The organism is Saccharopolyspora ipomoeae (assembly GCF_029952525.1).
GTDB classification, from domain to species: Bacteria; Actinomycetota; Actinomycetes; order Mycobacteriales; family Pseudonocardiaceae; genus Saccharopolyspora; species Saccharopolyspora ipomoeae.
In genome coordinates, this window is record NZ_JASAOF010000008.1 from 1 (window position 1) to 17,284 (window position 17,284).

16 protein-coding genes are annotated in these 17,284 nt (G+C 71.1%); 10 read left to right on the plus strand and 6 right to left on the minus strand.

Translation table 11 applies throughout. The annotated features are described in order from the left end of the window. Positions 1-867: 867 nt before the first annotated feature. On the minus strand, positions 868-1,311 hold the full coding sequence (locus QFW96_RS14625; protein ID WP_281456187.1) for a histone-like nucleoid-structuring protein Lsr2: 444 nt from the start codon (positions 1,309-1,311) through the stop codon (positions 868-870). A gap of 360 nt (positions 1,312-1,671) precedes the next feature. On the opposite strand from QFW96_RS14625, the gene QFW96_RS14630 reads away from it, so the two are divergent. Then, positions 1,672-2,016, plus strand: coding sequence for a histone-like nucleoid-structuring protein Lsr2 (locus QFW96_RS14630; protein ID WP_281456188.1), 345 nt, complete (start codon positions 1,672-1,674; stop codon positions 2,014-2,016). 113 nt (positions 2,017-2,129) lie between these two features. On the opposite strand, the gene rbsK is transcribed toward QFW96_RS14630, so the two are convergent. Next, positions 2,130-3,029, minus strand: coding sequence for a ribokinase (rbsK, locus tag QFW96_RS14635; RefSeq protein WP_281456189.1), 900 nt, complete (start codon positions 3,027-3,029; stop codon positions 2,130-2,132). Between the two features lie 102 nt (positions 3,030-3,131). On the opposite strand from rbsK, the gene QFW96_RS14640 reads away from it, so the two are divergent. Next, positions 3,132-4,202: a hypothetical protein gene (locus QFW96_RS14640; protein ID WP_281456190.1), complete on the plus strand. Its 1,071-nt coding sequence runs from the start codon at positions 3,132-3,134 to the stop codon at positions 4,200-4,202. 129 nt (positions 4,203-4,331) lie between these two features. Here QFW96_RS14640 and QFW96_RS14645 read toward each other — a convergent pair whose 3' ends face one another. The 4 genes from QFW96_RS14645 to QFW96_RS14660 all read right to left on the minus strand — a co-directional run bounded on the left by QFW96_RS14645 (position 4,332) and on the right by QFW96_RS14660 (position 8,770). Then, positions 4,332-5,204, minus strand: a complete 873-nt coding sequence (locus QFW96_RS14645) for a spermidine synthase (protein ID WP_281456191.1) — start codon at positions 5,202-5,204, stop codon at positions 4,332-4,334. 237 nt (positions 5,205-5,441) lie between these two features. Beyond that, the gene (gene speD, locus QFW96_RS14650) at positions 5,442-5,834 is read right to left on the minus strand and encodes an adenosylmethionine decarboxylase (RefSeq protein WP_281456192.1); all 393 of its coding nucleotides are present in this window, start codon (positions 5,832-5,834) and stop codon (positions 5,442-5,444) included. An 82-nt stretch (positions 5,835-5,916) separates the two neighbouring features. Further along, a complete protein-coding gene (locus QFW96_RS14655) occupies positions 5,917-7,140 on the minus strand; it encodes a type III PLP-dependent enzyme (protein WP_281456193.1) in 1,224 nt (407 codons plus the stop codon). A gap of 130 nt (positions 7,141-7,270) precedes the next feature. Next, positions 7,271-8,770 carry a PucR family transcriptional regulator gene (locus QFW96_RS14660; protein WP_281456194.1) on the minus strand — a complete coding sequence of 500 codons (1,500 nt, stop codon included), beginning with the start codon at positions 8,768-8,770 and terminating at the stop codon, positions 7,271-7,273. A gap of 325 nt (positions 8,771-9,095) precedes the next feature. Between QFW96_RS14660 and QFW96_RS14665 the strand changes: the two genes are divergently transcribed. The 8 genes from QFW96_RS14665 to QFW96_RS14700 all read left to right on the plus strand — a co-directional run bounded on the left by QFW96_RS14665 (position 9,096) and on the right by QFW96_RS14700 (position 17,280). Next, positions 9,096-9,959, plus strand: coding sequence for an FAD binding domain-containing protein (locus QFW96_RS14665; RefSeq protein WP_281456195.1), 864 nt, complete (start codon positions 9,096-9,098; stop codon positions 9,957-9,959). Then, a complete protein-coding gene (locus tag QFW96_RS14670) occupies positions 9,950-10,420 on the plus strand; it encodes a (2Fe-2S)-binding protein (protein WP_281456196.1) in 471 nt (156 codons plus the stop codon). Before QFW96_RS14665 ends, QFW96_RS14670 begins: the two co-directional genes overlap by 10 nt. Beyond that, entirely contained in the window at positions 10,413-11,753 is a 1,341-nt protein-coding gene (locus QFW96_RS14675) for an 8-oxoguanine deaminase (RefSeq protein ID WP_281456197.1), read from the plus strand. The genes QFW96_RS14670 and QFW96_RS14675 overlap by 8 nt, the downstream gene beginning before the upstream one ends. Before the next feature lie 2 nt (positions 11,754-11,755). Further along, entirely contained in the window at positions 11,756-14,107 is a 2,352-nt protein-coding gene (gene pucD, locus QFW96_RS14680) for a xanthine dehydrogenase subunit D (RefSeq protein ID WP_281456198.1), read from the plus strand. Positions 14,108-14,136: 29 nt separating this feature from the next. Beyond that, positions 14,137-14,622 carry a nucleoside deaminase gene (locus QFW96_RS14685; RefSeq protein ID WP_281456199.1) on the plus strand — a complete coding sequence of 162 codons (486 nt, stop codon included), beginning with the start codon at positions 14,137-14,139 and terminating at the stop codon, positions 14,620-14,622. A gap of 180 nt (positions 14,623-14,802) precedes the next feature. Continuing rightward, on the plus strand, positions 14,803-16,221 hold the full coding sequence (locus QFW96_RS14690) for an NCS2 family permease (protein ID WP_281456200.1): 1,419 nt from the start codon (positions 14,803-14,805) through the stop codon (positions 16,219-16,221). 80 nt (positions 16,222-16,301) lie between these two features. Next, the gene (locus tag QFW96_RS14695; protein WP_281456391.1) at positions 16,302-16,877 is read left to right on the plus strand and encodes a nucleotidyltransferase family protein; all 576 of its coding nucleotides are present in this window, start codon (positions 16,302-16,304) and stop codon (positions 16,875-16,877) included. 103 nt (positions 16,878-16,980) lie between these two features. Next, complete coding sequence (locus tag QFW96_RS14700; RefSeq protein ID WP_281456201.1) at positions 16,981-17,280, plus strand: hypothetical protein; 300 nt, start codon at positions 16,981-16,983, stop codon at positions 17,278-17,280. Positions 17,281-17,284 lie beyond the last annotated feature (4 nt).

The following is a 17,284-nucleotide window of genomic DNA, read 5'->3' on the forward strand; positions in this document are numbered from 1 at the left end:
CATTCCAGGGCCGCAAAGTCCGGGGAGTCATTTCCTCGGTGATTCCCGCTCTCGCGGTGTTTCCCACTTTAGACCATCCTGATTTCCTCGGTCAAACCGGGGGGTCTCATTCTCGGCCGTTGCTTTTCCGTGACCTGCAAGCAAGTCCCGCACTCCGCAACATCAAGCGAAACAACCGCTCAATCGGTATTCACATTATCAAAAGGTCTTACCCGTTCTCACCGGGCTCCGAACACGCTACCACCCGAAGGTTTAAGCGAGGTTCTCGGGGCCCCCTCAGGCCCGGCCCGGTTTTCCCGGTCCGTGTCACGCTGACATGGAATACTTTACGCACACCCGAAAACCCCCTGAACACCACCCCCCCTTTAAGGGTGAAACCCCAGGTCAGGGCCTGCGAACCGGTCCTTTTCCCCGTTCACCGGCACTCCCCGACCGGCCCAGCGGGATCTCCACCTTCGGGTGGTTGTCGGTCGCGGGAGCCGGTGTACTTGGATTTCGCGGGTAGCCTGCCGACGACTTGTCAGAACGGGGGTAGCAGTGGACTCGACTCCGATATACACCGAGCTGCGCAACACTCTGGCCGATCCGGAGGACCGCGATTGGGGCCCGAGCGCCCCGCCGGAGTTCGCATCCCGGCTCGCCGAGGGAGCGGAATCGGCACCGGCGAAGGAATCCCGCGCGAGCGGCGCGCGCTCCCGCGCGCGGAGACACCGCGCGGCGGACTGACGCCCCGAGATCTCCCGACCGCACCGGACCACAGCGCCGGTGCGGTTTTTTGCGCCCGGAATCGGGCGCGTCCGCCATCGGGCGCGGATCAACCGCACTCATCGCCGATATCGGACTTCCGCCGGATGAGCTGAAGCGCTCTCAGTCGACGGCGGAGGAGAACAGCGGCAGCGAGACGGCGGGGCCGTCGGCGGAAGCCTGCTTGTCGGCGGCCGGCTCGCCGGCGGGAATCGGCTCCGGCTCGGATTCCTCGATCCGCGCCTCGACCGCTTCCTCGGCGCTCTCGTTCTTCTTCAGCGCCTCACGAGTGCGCTGCGCGGCGCCGCGAATCTGCTCGGTCAACTGCTTGTTGGCCTGGCGCGCCTGCTCCTCTTCGCGCTCCTGCTGCTTGGTGGTGCGCGGGGCGGCGGGTTTGGGCGCGCGGGATGCCTTGATGTAGCGGTCGAGCAGTGAGCGGAGCGCTTGCGCGTTGCTCTCGCTCAGATCGATTTCATAGGTCACGCCGTCCAGCGCGAAGGTGACGGTGTGCTTGGCTGGCGACCCGTCGATGTCATCGACGAGATCGACCTGAATCCGCTCGGCCATGATCACCTGTCTCGGGAACGCGCCCCGTCTCGATCCGCGACTTCCAGGTAAGACTACTGCTAGTCCTGACCACGTTGTAGCACGACGGTGGGCAGATGTCTCGCACTCGACCATAGTGCACCCGGTTCGATCGGCCGAAAACCGCTCGGTGTTCCGGACACCTGGGAGCAGCTCTCGCCCCGTCGGCCTAACTGACGGTAACCGAACGCGGTCGTTTTGAACCCAAGGTAATCCAGGCGGCGGCCGAATTGGGATACCGGGTGGAACATTCTTCCGAGCATCGTTTATTGTTCGCTCGCTCTTCGTCGCGCGGGCACGTGCGCGCAGAGACTGGATTCGAGCCGGAATCGAGGTTTAACCGTGGCGCAGAAAGTCACCGTGCAGCTGGTCGACGATGTCGACGGCACCACAGCCGACAGCACCGTCGAGTTCGCCCTGGACGGGGTGAACTACCAAATCGACCTGTCCGCCGACAACGCCGCGAAACTGCGGGACTCGCTGGCCTCTTTCGTGGCCAACGCCCGTAAGACCGGTGGCCGCAAGCGGTCTGGCGGCAAGCCGGGCAAGCCCGCCGGGGCTCCGACCCAGGCGGACCGCGAACGCAACCAGGCCATTCGGGAATGGGCGCGGGAACAGGGCATGCAGGTTTCCGACCGAGGCCGCATTCCGGCTGAGATCGTCGAGGCTTACGACAACGCTGGGTGAACACCCGGGGACGGGCGGCCGGATTGGGCAACGGACATATCCGGCCGCCTCGTTAATGTCCCGCCAATTGCAGCGCAATGGCGGGAGCGGACTACGGCAATCGGATGCATCGACTACCGGTTCGCCAAGAAGCGGTTGATTTCCTCCCGACCGGGCATAGCGCTGGTCGCACCGGTGCGCTGCACGGACAGTGCCGACCCTGCCGCCGCGCGGCGCAACGCCCCCGGGACGTCCGCACCCTCGCCCAGCGCCGTGCTGAGCACGCCTACGAACGTGTCGCCCGCCGCCGTGGTGTCCACGGCCTGGACCGGGAACGCCGGCACCTCGTGGCGGACGCCGTCGCGGTGGCCGTAGACGCATCCGCGGGAACCGAGGGTGATCACGACCTCGGGCACCAGCTCCAGCAGCGCCGACAGGGCGCGCTCGGGGTCCTCCTGGCCGGTCAGCACGGCCGCCTCGTGCTCGTTGGGCACCAGCAGGTCCACGTCGCGCAGCAGGTCCTCGGGCAGCGGGACGGCGGGGGCGGGCGTGAGCACGACCCGCACGCCGTGGCGCTTGCCCGCGGCGGCCGCGGCGGCCACGCCGGACTGCGGGATCTCCAGCTGCAGCAGCAGGCTGCCGGAGGCCGCGATGATCTCCTCGTCGCCGTCGGCGAGCCCGTCGACGGTGCCGTTGGCCGCGGGGATCGCGATGATCGAGTTGTTCCCCTCGTCGTCGACCACGATGTGCGCGGTCCCGCTGCGACCCGGTGCCGTGCGCAGACCTTGGATGTCCACAGTGGATTCCCGGAAGGTGCGCCGGATCTCGGCGCCGAAGTCGTCCTCCCCGACCGCGCCGATCATGCGCACGTCCGCACCCGCCTTGGCGGCGGCGATCGCCTGGTTGGCGCCCTTGCCACCGGGGACCGTGCGGAACTCGCGGCCGGTGACCGTCTCGCCCTGCCCGGGCGCGACCGGCACGTAGGCCACCAGATCCATGTTGCAGCTGCCGAAGACCACCACGCTCGTCGTCACCGGGCCATCATGCCCGGCTCCGACACCCCGCCCGCTGGACGGGTCACGCGCAGGGCGACGTCGTACCATGCCGACCAGCAGTCGAGGAGAGGGCGATACGCGGTGGACTACGCGGTGACGGCAGAGCTGGCACCACCTGCGGAGGTGGTGGAGCTGGACCCGCTGCAGCAGGAGGGCGTCGCGGCCGTGCTGGACCGCCACCTCGCGATGGTCGAAGGGGTCAGCGGGCCGGAGGAGTCCGACATCGACGTCCTCGACTACCGGATCACCGTGCACCAGACCGGGGTGAGCGTGCTGCTGGCGCTGGACGCGCCATCGCTGCAGGCCGCAGAGGAGGGCGCGGCGTCGGTGCTCGACGAGCTCATCTCGGAGACCGAGCTGCTGCTGGGCTGGTCGGTCGCGTCCTCGGCCGTGCGCATCACCGAGGACGAGTTCAACGAGCGGCTGGCCGCCGCCGACGAGGTCGACACCGACGAGGCGCTGCAGGCGGCGATCGAGGAGGCCCTGGAGACCTCCGAAGAACCCGCGATGGACGCCGAGCACTGGAAGCGCAGGCTCACCGAGCTCACGCCCCGGCTGGGCGCGTTCTCCGCCGAGGCGTTCGGCGTCGAGGGCGAACGGGCCGCGCTGGCGGCCGGTGCCCTGGTGCACGCCGTGCGGGTGGTGACGGACGAGGTCTTCTACGACGAGCTCGCGCTGGCGGTCAACAACGCGACGGTCGCCGACGCGGCCGGGCTGCTGGTGCTGGAGGAGCTGCCGCCCTGCTACGACCACCGCTACGACGCGTTCTTCGCGCGCTCGTTCGTGCTGGCCTCGGCCGCGGTGGCGGTGCGGCTCACCGAGGCGCCGTGGATGCCGCCGCGCAGCGTGGCCGAGGCGCTGGCGCTGCGGCTGGTGATCAACGAGGCGCGGGTGGTCCTGGAGGCCGCCGAGCTCATGTCCTGGGACGACAGCGAGCCGGTGTTCGAGGCGTTCGCGACGGCGGCCTTCGCCGGGGCCCGGTACGACGAGCTCTACGAGATCGACGTCCCGCTGGCCGCCGATGCGGAGCCGGAGGTCGTCGAGCAGGCGGCCAAGGTCGAGGCGGAGCTGCACGACCGCGGTCTCGCCTTCGACCAGTGGTTCCTGCCCCGCGACGGGGGCCCGTACCACCCGTACCTCGACTCGCCCTGATCCCGGGCCGGGTGGGCGACAGTTTTAGCCATAACTGTCCATGATCAATGTCCGAAATGTCCGGTCAATTATGGCTAAAACTGTCTCCGCTGCCGCCACGCCGCCCTCGGGAGGCGGGTGGTCGACCCGTCAGCTCTGGTTGCGGACCGCGTGCGGGGGGACCGTGGCGCCGATGAGGGAGGCGTCGTCGATGGTCCGCGGCTCGTAGGCGCTGTTCGGGAGCGCCTCGAGCATCAGGTTGATCGGGTCGTCGATCGGCTCCACGCGGCCGAACAGGAACGCCCACTCGTGCTCGTCCGAACCGAAGTAGGCGACCGTCTCGAACGCCGACTGGAACCGGTTGTAGGCGCGGATCAGCGTCTCGTTGCGCCACACCGTCGGGCAGCCGCCCTGGAACGCCACCACTCCCCCGGCCGAGAGCACCGACTGGCAGCGCTGGATGAACTCCAGGCCGTAGAGCCGGTTGTGCTGGCCGTCGGCGTCGTCGGCGCGCTCGTCCGGCAGGTCCACCACGACGATGTCGTAGCCCTCCGGCGGCGCGGTGTCCAGGAAGCTCCAGCCGTCGGCGAAGTGGATCGTGACCGGTCCCTCGCCCTTCTCGGCCGCGGCCAGCTCCTCCGGCGTGTAGCCGTAGGGCAGCAGCTCGGCGCACTTGCGCACGCACAGCTCGTCGATGTCGACGTGGTCGACGCGGGTCGCGCCGGCGGCCACCGCCATCTGGCTGGCCACGCCCTCGCTCGACCCGATGATCAGCACCCGCTCCACCTGCGCGGCCATCAGGAACGCCGGCACCATCATGGCCTCGTGGTAGACCAGCTGGGAGAACTCGGTGCTCTGCCGGTCGTCGTCGCAGAACAGCGAGACGCCCTGACCGGTCCGCCCGATCACCACGTGCTGGTAGGGGGTGTCGCCCTCCCAGAGCACGTCATCCACCCGCCACAGGCGCTGCAGGTCGGCGCCCATCGGCTCCTTGATCCACCGGTGCCCGTCGAGTTCGATCAACGGTCTTCCTCCTGAATTCCCCAAATGATGTGTGCCCAGCATCCCGCCGGCTCCCGTGGCGGGCTCGCCGACACGCGAAAGTAAACCGTCCACGACTCCGGTCCCACCGCCCAACGCTCGTCGAGCGGCGAAGCCGCTCTCTCCTTGTCCCACCTGAGCGACTGGCACCGCCGCAGGTTCTGAGCGGCTTCGCGGCGAGGACGCCGCGCTGCGCAGAACGAGTCGAACCGCAGAGCTTCAGCAGACCAGTTCGGCGTAGTCGTGGCCGCGTTGGATGGTCTGCACGTTCTGGCTCGTCGGTTTGAGCGCCTCGGCGAGCAGCTGCACGGCGAGTTCGGGCTTCGCGGTGTGCCCGCAGGTGAAGACGTCGATGAAGATCGAGCCGTCCTCCGGGTAGGTGTGCAGCGAGGCGTGGGACTCCGACAGCAGCGCCAACACCGTGACGCCCTGCGGGTCGAACCGCTTGGCGATCATCTGGCACACCGTGGCGTCCGACGCGCTCAAGGCGTCGTTGAGCGCGTCCCGCAGGTACTGCTCGTCGTCCAGCAGTTCCGGCGCGACGCCCTCGAGCTCGGCCAGGACGTGCCTGCCGGTGAACAGACCGACCTGTGCTCCGGTGTCAACGGACATCTATCGACCTCCCATCATTTCGCAGATTTGCCGCGTCTTCCTTCTCGTCCCCCTGCGAGCGGACCTCGCCGCCCGCAGCAGATCACGGCCGCTGATCGCCGTCGACGCAGTAGGTGGGCAGCGGGGTGAACCCGTTGAAACCCACCGATGAATAGCTCGCGGTGTACGCGCCCGCCGACAGCAGATCGACCCAGTCACCGCCGCGCAGCGTGCGCGGCAGGTCGTAGCGGGTCCGCTGGTAGAGAACGTCGTCACCGTCGCAGGTGGGCCCGGCCAGCACGACCGGGCCTTCCGGGTCGCCGTCGCGCGAGGTGCGCAGCCGGTAGGTGATGGCCTCGCCCTCGGTCTCGGCGAGCCCGTTGTAGCGCCCGATGTCGAGGTAGACCCAGCGCCGCTGCCCGTCGCAGGAGTCGGTGACCAGCACGACCTCGCTGCGCAGCACTCCGGCGTCGCCGACCAGGAAGCGCCCGGGTTCGACGAGCAGCTCCGGCCGGTCCGGGCCGAAGGCGCGCTCCAGCGCCTGCTCGACGGCCGTGACGTAGTCGGCCAGCGGCGGCGCGGTCTCGGTGTACCCGGCGGGCAGTCCGCCGCCGAGGTTGACCATGCGCGGTCGCACGCCGCGCTCGGCGCAGTCGGCGAAGACCTGCGCGGCGGCGTCGATGCCGTGCCGGTAGGCGGCCGGGTCGAGCTGCTGCGATCCGATGTGGAACGACACGCCGAAGGCGTCCAGCCCCAGCTCGGCGGCGCGCACCAGCAGGTGCGCGGCCTGCTGCGGGGTGCAGCCGAACTTGCGGCCGAACGGGGTCTTCGAGCCGGTGTTGTCGACCAGGACGCGGCAGAACACCTGCGCGCCCGGCGCGACCTCGGCGATGTTGGTGAGGTCGGCGTCGCTGTCGGTGGCGAACAGCCGCACGCCCTGCTCGAAGGCGCGGGCGATGTCGCGGCGCTTCTTGATGGTGTTGCCGTAGGAGATCGACTCGGGTGCGGCGCCCTTGGCGAGGCACAGCTCGATCTCACCGGGGCTGGCCACGTCGAACGAGGCGCCCTCGGCGATGAGCTCGCCGACGATCTCGGGTGTGGGGTTGGCCTTGACCGCGTAGCAGATCCGCGCGTCCGGCAGGGCCGAGCGCAGTTGCCGGTAGCGGTCCCGCACCTGCGCCAGATCCATGACCAGGCAAGGGGTTTCGGGGTCGTGCTGATCGAGGAACCGCCGGATCGGATCCGGATTCCCGTTGCCCCGCCCGGGCTCCTGCGCGGTGCCGCTAGGGCGGTCCGTCACGCCGGTGGTGGCGGACAGATCGGTCAATCCCGTTACCTCCGTCTGGGTCCTCGCTGCGCTGTTCTGGGCGCTCAGCGACCGCAACTGCGACCAAGCACGGTACCGCCCCCACCGCCAGATTTCGAACCGCCGGCGAAGTTGTGAGCACGCGCACCGATCAGGCGTCCGGATCGAGGCGCAGCGCGAGGTAGAAGTCCACGCGCACGGCGAAGTCGGAGAGATCGCGTCCGGTGAGCTCCTCCACCCGCTGGACGCGGTAGCGCAGCGTGTTGACGTGCACGTGCAGCAGTTGCGCGCAGCGCGACCAGGAACCGTTGTTGTCCAGGAACACCCGCAGCGTGCGGACGAGTTCGGAGCCGTGCGCGGCGTCGTAGGCGAACACGTCGGCGAGCAGCCGCTGCCGGTAGGAGCGCCGCAGCTCGTCGGGTGCGGAGGCCAGCAGCACCTCGTGCGAGGCGAGTTCGGCCGCGGCGGCGACCTCGGCCCGGCCCCGCCGCTGCTCGGCGAGCCTGCGGGCGTAGGCGGCCTCGTCGAGGGCGCCGCGCAGGGCGGTGGCGGCGGTGGTGTCGCTGATGCCCATCGCGAGGCGCCGCTCGCCGAGCCCGGCTTCGGTCTCGGCGACGATGCGCCGGAGCTGCCGGTCCAGGTCTGCGAGGTGGTCGGGGTCGTCGACGAACAGCGCGGCGGCGCCGTCGCCGAGCGGGGCGGTGACCGAGGCCATGCCGGTGGCGGCGGCGATCTCGCGGAGCAGCGTCGTGGACTCGCCGGGATCGCCGACGCCGAGCGTCACCGCGCGCAGCGGCTCGTCGGCGGGCAGCCCGGCGGTCTCCAGGCGGGCGGCGACCTCGGCGGGTGAGGAGGTGCCCTCCAGCAGTCTGCGCAGGGCGGCTTCGACGGAGCGGCCGGCGATGCGGCGGGCCTCGTCGACCCGGGCGCGCACCAGGGAGATCACGGTGCCCAGGTCGGTGGCGACGGCTTCGCGGTGCTCGTCCCACTCGACGAGGTCGCCGCTGACCAGTGCGAACCACTGGGCGGCTGCGGGTTCGGCGCCGGATTCGACCGGCCACAGCACGTGCGGGTCGCCGGCGCGCCAGGTGCGCGGCAGGCGGCCCCGGGCGAACTCGGCGAGCGCGCCCGCGCGGGTCTCCTCGGGCAGGTCGGCGGTGCCGCCGACGACCCATCCCGCGCCGGACAGGACCCAGCAGTCGGCGCCGAGGTCGTCGGCGGCCATCCGCAGCACCCGGTCGAGGTCTGCGCCCGCGGCGACGGCGGAGATGAGCTCGCGGCGGGGCGCGGAGCGCCACTGGATCCGCTCGGCCAGCGCGTTGAAGCTCACCGAGATCGGCACCTCGAACGCGGGCAACCCGTGCTCGCGGCAGGCCGCGACCAGGTCCGGCGGCGCGTGCCCGAGGCGCGCCGTCCCGGCCGCGAGCCCGGCGACGCCTGCGTCGACCAGCGCCCGCACGAACCGATCGGAGTCCTCCGGCCCGGAGTGCCACACGAGCCCGCTCAGCACCAGCTCGCCGCCGGTCAGGTACCGCCGGGGATCGATCAGATCGGTGATGTACACGCCCCGGACGACCCGCTCCAACCCCCCGGCGTCGCTGAGCAGCACCAACCCGAGCTCGTCGTCCTCCAACAGGTCCCTGAGCCGCACGCGCCCTCCGTCCCTCACCCGCCCGGCACGCCCCACCGGTCGAAAACCCCGATCTTCGTCGCGCGAGTGCGGCGGTTCTCGACACGTGGCGCGGGTGCGCGTGCTCGGGGTGGGCGGTGAGCACGACGGGCGGGTTTCGTGGTTTGTAGGAACATACAACCGGGGGCGGTCGTGGGCGAACCTTTTTCGGGGTTTCGCCCGCTAGCCAGGGGCTGCTCGACGAATGTGTACTGGGCCACATCACCAACGAGGGCCGCATGGGAGCGACGGGCTCACCCCGAGCAGGCCAGATCAGAACCAGGCGCCGGTCGAGAAGGAGTACGTCGTGGAATTCCTCCGCCCCGCCACGTGGCGGGAAGCGCTCGAGGCCAAGGCCGCGCATCCGGGCGCGGTCCCGATCGCGGGCGGCACCGACGTGATGGTCGAGCTGAACTTCGACCGGCACCGGCCCGAGGTCCTCATCGACCTCACCACCGTGCCCGAGCTCGCCGAGTGGGCGCCGGACGGAGACGTGCTGCGCATCGGCGCGGGCGTCCCCTACGCACGCCTCATCGAGGAGCTGGGCACCCGAGTACCCGGTCTGGCGATGGCCGGCCGGACCGTGGGGTCCCCGCAGATCCGCAACCGCGGCACCGTCGGGGGCAACCTCGGCTCGGCCTCACCTGCCGGAGACGCCCACCCACCGCTGCTGGCGGCCGGGGCGGGCGTCGAGGTCGAGTCCGTGCGCGGATCGCGGGTGATCCCCGCTCACGAGTTCTTCACGGGCCCCAAGCGCAACGCCCTCGCCGACGACGAGCTGATAGCGGCGACCCGCATCGCGCCGGCGCCGGGCCCGCAGCAGTTCTCCAAGGTCGGCACCCGCAACGCGATGGTCATCGCGGTGTGCACCTTCGCCGTCTCGCTGAACCCCGCCGCCGGGACCGTCGGCACCGGCATCGGCTCGGCCGGCCCCACCCCGCTGCGGGCGCGGGAGGCCGAGGACTTCCTGGCCGCCGAGCTCGACTGGGACGGGCCGCTGGACGACGCGGTGGCCCGCCGCTTCGGCGACCTCGTCGCGCAGGCCGCGTCCCCGATCGACGACGTGCGCGGCACCGCCGACTACCGCAGGCACGCCTTGGGCGTGCTGGCCCGCCGGACCCTGAACTGGGCCTGGCACGAGCACCGTTCCGGGAGGCAGGAATGCGCCTGAAGTTCACCGTCAACGGGCGCCGGCAGGAGGCCGACGACGTCTGGGAGGGCGAGTCCCTGCTGTACGTGCTGCGCGAGCGGCTCGGCCTGCCGGGCTCGAAGAACGCCTGCGAGCAGGGCGAATGCGGGTCGTGCACGGTCTACCTGGACGGCGTCCCCGCCTGCTCCTGCCTGGTCGCGGCCGGTCAGGCCGAGGGCCGCGAGGTGCGGACCGTGGAGGGCCTCGCCGACGACGAGCAGCTGGACCCGGTCCAGCAGGCGTTCGTCGAGACCGGCGCCGTGCAGTGCGGTTTCTGCACCCCGGGACTGCTGGTGCAGACCCACGACCTGCTGGAGCGCACCCCGCAGCCCTCGGACGCCGAGATCCGCGAGTCCCTGGCCGGGAACCTGTGCCGCTGCACGGGTTACGAGAAGATCATGGACGCGGTCCGGCTCGCCGCCGCGCGGAGGAGCGATGGCTGAGCGGATCGTCGTCGAGGGCGGATCGGTCGTGGCGGTCGACGACGCCGGGACCGAGCACGCCGAGGGCCACGTGGTCGTCGAGGGCGACCGGATCGTCTCGGTGGGGCCGGGATCGGCTCCGCCGCAGGACGTCCCGGTGCGCCGGATCGACGCCACCGGCTGCCTGGTCACCCCGGGTCTGATCAACACCCACCACCACCTCTACCAGTGGGCCACGCGCGGCTACGCCGCCGACTCGACGCTGTTCGAGTGGCTCACCGAGCTCTACCCGGTGTGGGCGCGGATGGACGCCGAGAGCGTCCACGCCGCCGCCTCCGCCGGACTCGCGCAGCTGGCCCGCTCGGGCTGCACCACCGCCGCCGACCACCACTACGTGTTCCCGCGCGAGGGCGGTGACGTGTTCGGGGCGGTGGTCACCGCCGCCGAGCGGATCGGGCTGCGGCTGCACGCCGTGCGCGGCTCGATGGACCGCGGCTGCTCCCAGGGCGGTCTGCCACCGGACTCGGTGGTCGAGGACCGGGACGCGGCGCTGGCCGCGACGCAGCGGGCCATCGACGACTTCCACGACCCCGCGCCGGGCGCCCGCGTCCGGGTCGCGGTGGGGCCGTGCTCGCCGTTCTCGGTGAGCACCGAGCTGATGCGCGAAGCCGCGGAACTGGCCCGCCGCAACGGGGTTCGACTGCACACCCACCTCGCCGAGACCACCGACGAGGAGGAGCAGTGCCGCGCCGAGTTCGGCCGCACGCCGGTGGAGTACGCCGAGGACGTGGGCTGGCTGGGGCCGGACGTGTGGCTCGCGCACGCCGTTCACCTGTCCTCCGCGGCGATCCGCAGGTTGTCCGCGACGGGCACCGGTGCCGCGCACTGCCCGAGCTCCAACGGCAGGCTCGGCGCCGGGATCGCGCCGGTGCGGGGGCTGCTGGACGCCGGTGCCCCCGTCGGACTGGGGGTCGACGGGGTCGCCTCCAACGAGTCCGGCGGGCTGGGCGAGGAGATGCGCCAGGCGCTGCTGCTGGCCCGCGCGAACGGCGGACCCCGCGCGCTGTCGGTGCGCGAGGCGCTGTGGCTGGCCACCCGGGGTGGTGCGCGCTGCCTCGGCCGCGAGGACGAGATCGGGTCGCTGGAGCCGGGCAAGCTCGCCGACCTCGCCGTGTGGCGGCTCGGCGGGCTCGACCACACCGGCATCGCCGACCCGGTCGCCGCGCTGGTGCTGGGCCGGTTGCCGCAGGTGGAAACGCTGCTGTGCGGCGGGATCGAAGTCATCGAGCAGAACAACGTCGTCGAAGAGCTGGACCGGGCGAGCGCCCGGCTGCGCCTGGTGGAGGTGTCGTGACCATGACCGATCGACTTGGGACCGATCGACTTGGGACCGATCGACTCGGGACCGATCGACCGAGCGCTCAGGCACCCACGAGGACCCCGCAGCGGCTCGACGACGCCATCGACGGCGGCATCGGCGAGTCCCCGCTGCGCCCCGACGCGGGCCTGAAGGTGACCGGCGAGTTCGCCTACGCCTCGGACCTGTGGGCCGAGGACATGCTGTGGGGCGCGACGCTGCGCAGCCCGCACCCGCACGCCCGGATCCGCTCGATCGACATCGGTCCGGCGATGGCGATGGCGGGCGTGCACACCGTGCTCACCGCCGAGGACGTGCCGGGCGACAACATCTACGGCCTCAAGACCGTCGACCAGCCGGTGCTGGCCTCCGACGTGGTGCGCTACGTCGGCGAGGCGGTGGCGCTGGTGGCCGCCGACCACCCGGAGACGGCGCGTCGGGCGCTGGAGCGCATCGTCGTCGACTACGAGGTGCTGGAACCGGTGCTCGACGCCGAGCGGGCCGCGCACGACCAGGACCTGCCGAAGCTCCACCCGGACGGCAACGTGGTGCGCCACCAGCGGATCGTCAAGGGCGATCCGGACGCGACCGCCGAGGTCGTGGTCTCCGGCGTCTACACCGTGGGCATGCAGGACCAGGCGTTCCTCGGCCCGGAGTCGGGGCTGGCGATCCCCGCCGAGGACGGCGGCGTCGACCTCTACCTGGCCACCCAGGACCTGCACTCCGACCTCAAGCAGACCGCCCGCGCGCTGGGGCTGCCGCCGGAGAAGGTGCGGATGACGATGTCCGGTGTCGGCGGCGCGTTCGGCGGCCGCGAGGACCTGTCGATCCAGGTGCACGTGTGCATGCTCGCGATGCACGTCGGCAAGCCGGTGAAGATGTACTACAGCCGCGAGGAGTCGTTCTACGGCCACGTGCACCGGCACCCGGCGAAGATGTACTACGAGCACGGCGCGACCCGCGACGGGAAGCTCGTCTACGTCAAGGCCGCCCAGTACTTCGACGGCGGCGCCTACGCGTCGAAAACGCCGGTGGTGGTGGGCAACGCGACCACGCTGGGCGTCGGCCCGTACGTGGTGCCGAACGTCCGCATCGACGGCTGGGGCCTCTACACCAACAACCCGCCGTGCGGTGCGATGCGCGGGTTGGGCGCGGTGCAGCCGACCTTCGCCTACGAGTCGCAGATGGACAAGCTCGCCGCCGAGCTCGGCATCGACCCGGTGGAGCTGCGCGTGCGCAACGCGATCTCCCAGGGCGAGACCATCCCGACCGGGCAGGTGGTGGACTCCCCCGCTCCGGTCGCCGAGCTGCTGGAACGCGTCCGCGCGCTGCCGATGCCCGCCGAGCGCGACACCACCGACATCCGCGAGCTGCCCGGCGGCGCGTCCAACACGACGCACGGCGAAGGCGTGGTGCGCGGCATCGGCTACGGGGTGACGATCAAGAACATCTGCTACTCCGAGGGCGCCGACGACTTCTCCACGGCGCGGGTGCGGTTGCAGCTCATCGGCGGCGAACCGGCCGCGATGGTGCACACCGCCGCCGCCGAGGTCGGCCAGGGCCTGGTGACCGTGCAGCAGCAGATCGCGCGCACCGAGCTGGGCGTGGAGCGGGTGACCATCCACCCCAACGACACCTCCGTCGGCCCGGCCGGTTCCAGTTCCGCCTCGCGCCAGACCTACGTCACCGGTGGTGCCGTGCGGGAGGCGTGCCAGGCGGTGCGGGAGGCGCTGTTCGCGCGGGTCACCGAGCGGTTCGGGACCACGGTGGGCCTGGCGCTGCAGGGCGGCAAGGTCGTTTCCGCCGAGGGCGTGGTCGCCGACCTCGCCGAGGTGCTGGGCGACGACGTCATCGAGGAGACCCGCGAGTACCACCACCGGCAGACCTTCCCGATGGACGCCGACGGGCGCAGCGACGTGGTGCAGGTGCAGCACGCCTTCTCCGCGCACCGCGCCGTCGTCGACGTCGACACCGAGCTGGGGCTGGTCAAGGTCGTGCAGCTGGCCTGCGCGCAGGACGTCGGCAAGGCCGTCAACCCGGAGGCCGTGCTCGGCCAGATCCAGGGCGGTTCGGCGCAGGGGCTCGGGCTGGCGGTGATGGAGGAGATCCAGGTCCGCGACGGGAAGATCCGCAACCCCTCCTTCACCGACTACCTGATCCCGACGATCCTCGACATGCCCCCGATGGAGATCGACGTCGTCGAGCGCGCCGACGACAACGCGCCCTACGGGGTTCGCGGTGTCGGCGAACCGCCGACGATCTCCACCACGCCGGCGGTCGTCGCGGCCATCCGCGCCGCCACCGGCAAGTTCCTCACCCACACCCCGGTCGCTCCCGGGCACATCATCTGAGCGGCACCGAAAACCATTGGAGTGAAACGATGTCCGTCGACGTGGCAACCCAGCAGGAGCAGTCCTGGATGGCCCGCGCGATCGAGCTGGCCACCGCCAACGTGCACACCGGCGGCGGCCCGTTCGGCGCGGTGATCGTCCGCGACGGCGAGGTCGTGGCCACCGGCGCCAACCGCGTCACCCCCGACCTGGATCCGACCGCGCACGCCGAGGTCGTCGCGATCCGCAACGCCTGCCGGGAGCTGGGCACGTTCTCGCTCGCGGGCTGCGTGCTGGTGACCTCGTGCGAGCCGTGCCCGATGTGCCTGGCCTCGGCGATGTGGGCCCGGGTCGACCGGGTCCTGTTCGCCGCCGACCGCGACGACGCGGCGGCCGCGGGCTTCGACGACCGCGCCTTCTACGACGCGATGGTCGACCCCGCCCAGAACCCGACCGCGGTCGTGCGGATCGACATCCACAACCGAAACGACGCCTTCGACGCCTGGAAGAACAAGACCGACCGCGTCGATTACTGAAGAACGAGCGCACAACCCGCGCAATCCACGGCGATGACCGGGTCGCCACCTGAAACGAGCCGCTGACCAGCGGTTCCGTCACCAAACGCCCCGCACCTGGCTTTCGGCGAATTCTCGCCGGGCTCAACCCTGCCCGGAAAACCGACGTCCCGGGGGCGCCCACCGGCATGGGAGGACGCAATGACCCAGCAAGTGACCACCAGACCCGACAGCGGTCTGGACCGCGTGTTCCGGATAACCGAGCGCGGTTCCACCTTCAGCCGCGAGCTGCGCGGCGGCCTGACCACCTTCGTCGCGATGGCCTACATCGTGATGCTCAACCCGCTGATCCTCGGTTCCGGGACCGACGCGACCGGGGCGAAGCTCTCCCCCGAGCAGCTCACCACCGCCACCGCCGCCACGGCGGGCGTGATGACCATCGTGATGGGCCTGGTCGGCAACGCCCCGCTGGCGCTGGCGACCGGTCTGGGCGTGAACGCGGTCGTGGCGTTCACCATCGCCCCCACCATGACCTGGGCCGAGGCGTTCGGGCTCGTGGTCCTCGAAGGCGTGGTGATCGTGGCGCTGGCGGTCAGCGGCGTCCGCGAGAAGATCATGAACGCCATCCCGGAGCCGCTCAAGATCGCGCTCACCGTCGGCATCGGCCTCTACATCGCGCTGATCGGCCTGGTCAGCGCCGGGTTCGTGACGCGGGTGCCGGACTCGCAGGAGACGACGGTGCCGGTGCAGATGGGCACCGACGGGCACCTGGCCGGAATCCCCATCGTGGTGTTCTGCGTGACGCTGCTGGTGATGATCGGGCTGATGGCCCGCCGCACGCCCGGGGCCATCCTGCTGGGCATCGTGACCGGGACCGTGCTGGCGCTCATCGCCAACGCCGCGCTGGACGTGGCGCCGGACGAGTGGGGAACCGTGGTTCCCGAGCTGCCCGCGAACCTGGTCGGCACCCCCGACTTCGGGCTGTTCGGCCAGGTGGACCTGTTCGGCGGGTTCGCCGCGGCCGGTGGTGTGGCGGCGACGGTGTTCCTGTTCACGCTGGTGCTGTCCGGGTTCTTCGACGCGATGGGCACGATCACCAGCGTCTCCTCGCAGGCCGGGCTCGCCCAGGACGGCAAGGTGCAGGGCATGGGCCGCATCCTGGCCGTCGACGGCGTGGCCGCCGCGGCGGGCGGGTTCACCGGCGCCGCCCCGAACACGGTGTTCCTGGAGTCGGCCGCGGGCGTCGCCGAAGGCGCCCGCACCGGCCTGGCCAGCGTGGTCACCGGTCTGCTGTTCTGCGTGACGCTGCTGATCACGCCGCTGGCCTCGATCGTCCCGGCCCAGGCCGCCGCCCCGGCCCTGGTGATCGTCGGCGGCCTGATGATGTCGCAGGTCAGGCTCATCCCCTGGAACGACCCGGACTACATCATCCCGGCGTTCCTCACCCTGGCGGTCATCCCCTACACCTACATGATCACCAACGGCATCGGCGCAGGTCTCATCGCCTTCGCGGTCATCAAGCTCGCCCGGGGCAAGGTCCGCGAGATCGGCTGGCTCGTCGGCTCCCTCGCCGTCGTCTTCGCCGTCTACTTCCTCGTCTCCGGCCTCACCGGGGTCTGATCCCTCCCCGCGTCGGAAACCCCGGTCCTCGTGCCGCGAGAACCGGGGTTTTCGACGCGGGTACTACCGTCGGGGGCGTGATGTCGCCAGCTGGGATCGTGCTCGCCGCAGGGGCGGGACGGCGGTTCGGGATGCCGAAGGCCCTGGTCGAGCACCAGGGATCGTTGTTGGTCGACCGGGCCGCGCGGGTGCTCGCCGAGGGCGGGTGCGATCCGGTGGTCGTGGTGCTGGGGGCCGCTGCCGAGGAGGTCCGGGAGCGGGCCGAGCTCGCCGGGGTCACCACCGCCTACAACCCGGAGTGGTCGACGGGCATGGGGTCGTCGCTGCGGACCGGGCTGGAGGCGTTGCGGGATTCCGACGCGCCTGCCGCGCTGATCCTGCCGGTCGACATGCCCGGCATCGGCCCGGAGGCCGTCCGCCGGGTCGCGGCGCTGACCGCTCCCGACGTCCTCGCGGCCGCCTCGCACGACGGGCGGCGCAGTCACCCCGTGTTGCTGGGACGCGAGCACTGGACCGGTGCAGCCGCCTCTGCGACGGGTGATGCGGGCGCTCGCGACTACCTCCGGAAACGCACGGTGACGATGGTGTCGTGCGACGACATATCGGAGGGCTTTGATGTCGACCGGCCTGAAGATCTGGGCCGCCCTGCCACGTAGAGTGCCAGGGCGACCGAGAGGCGCTGTTGAGAGCCGGTGCGCCTAGCATTGTCTTCCGGTCAAGAGCTCCAACGCCCGAGCAAAGTGGAGAGCGGAGGCATTCATGGCTGGCGGTCATATCACCGCGAACTACGTACCCCAGGGCGATGACTGGCAGATCATCGTCACGGATGGTGACGACAAGAAGACCGCGCGTGCGCCCGGCCTGATCGCCGCCCGGGACCAGGCCGACCAGCTCATCGAGCAGCTCTCGCCCGGCAAGGCCGGTCGCGTGGTGATCCACCTGCTCGACGGCGACGGGTTCGCCTTCACCACCGCCTACCTGCAGGCCCGGCACGGCCTGTCCGACGAGGCCACCGACAGCGCGGCCCGCGCCGCCGTCGCCAACGCCCCCGCGCAGTAGTCCT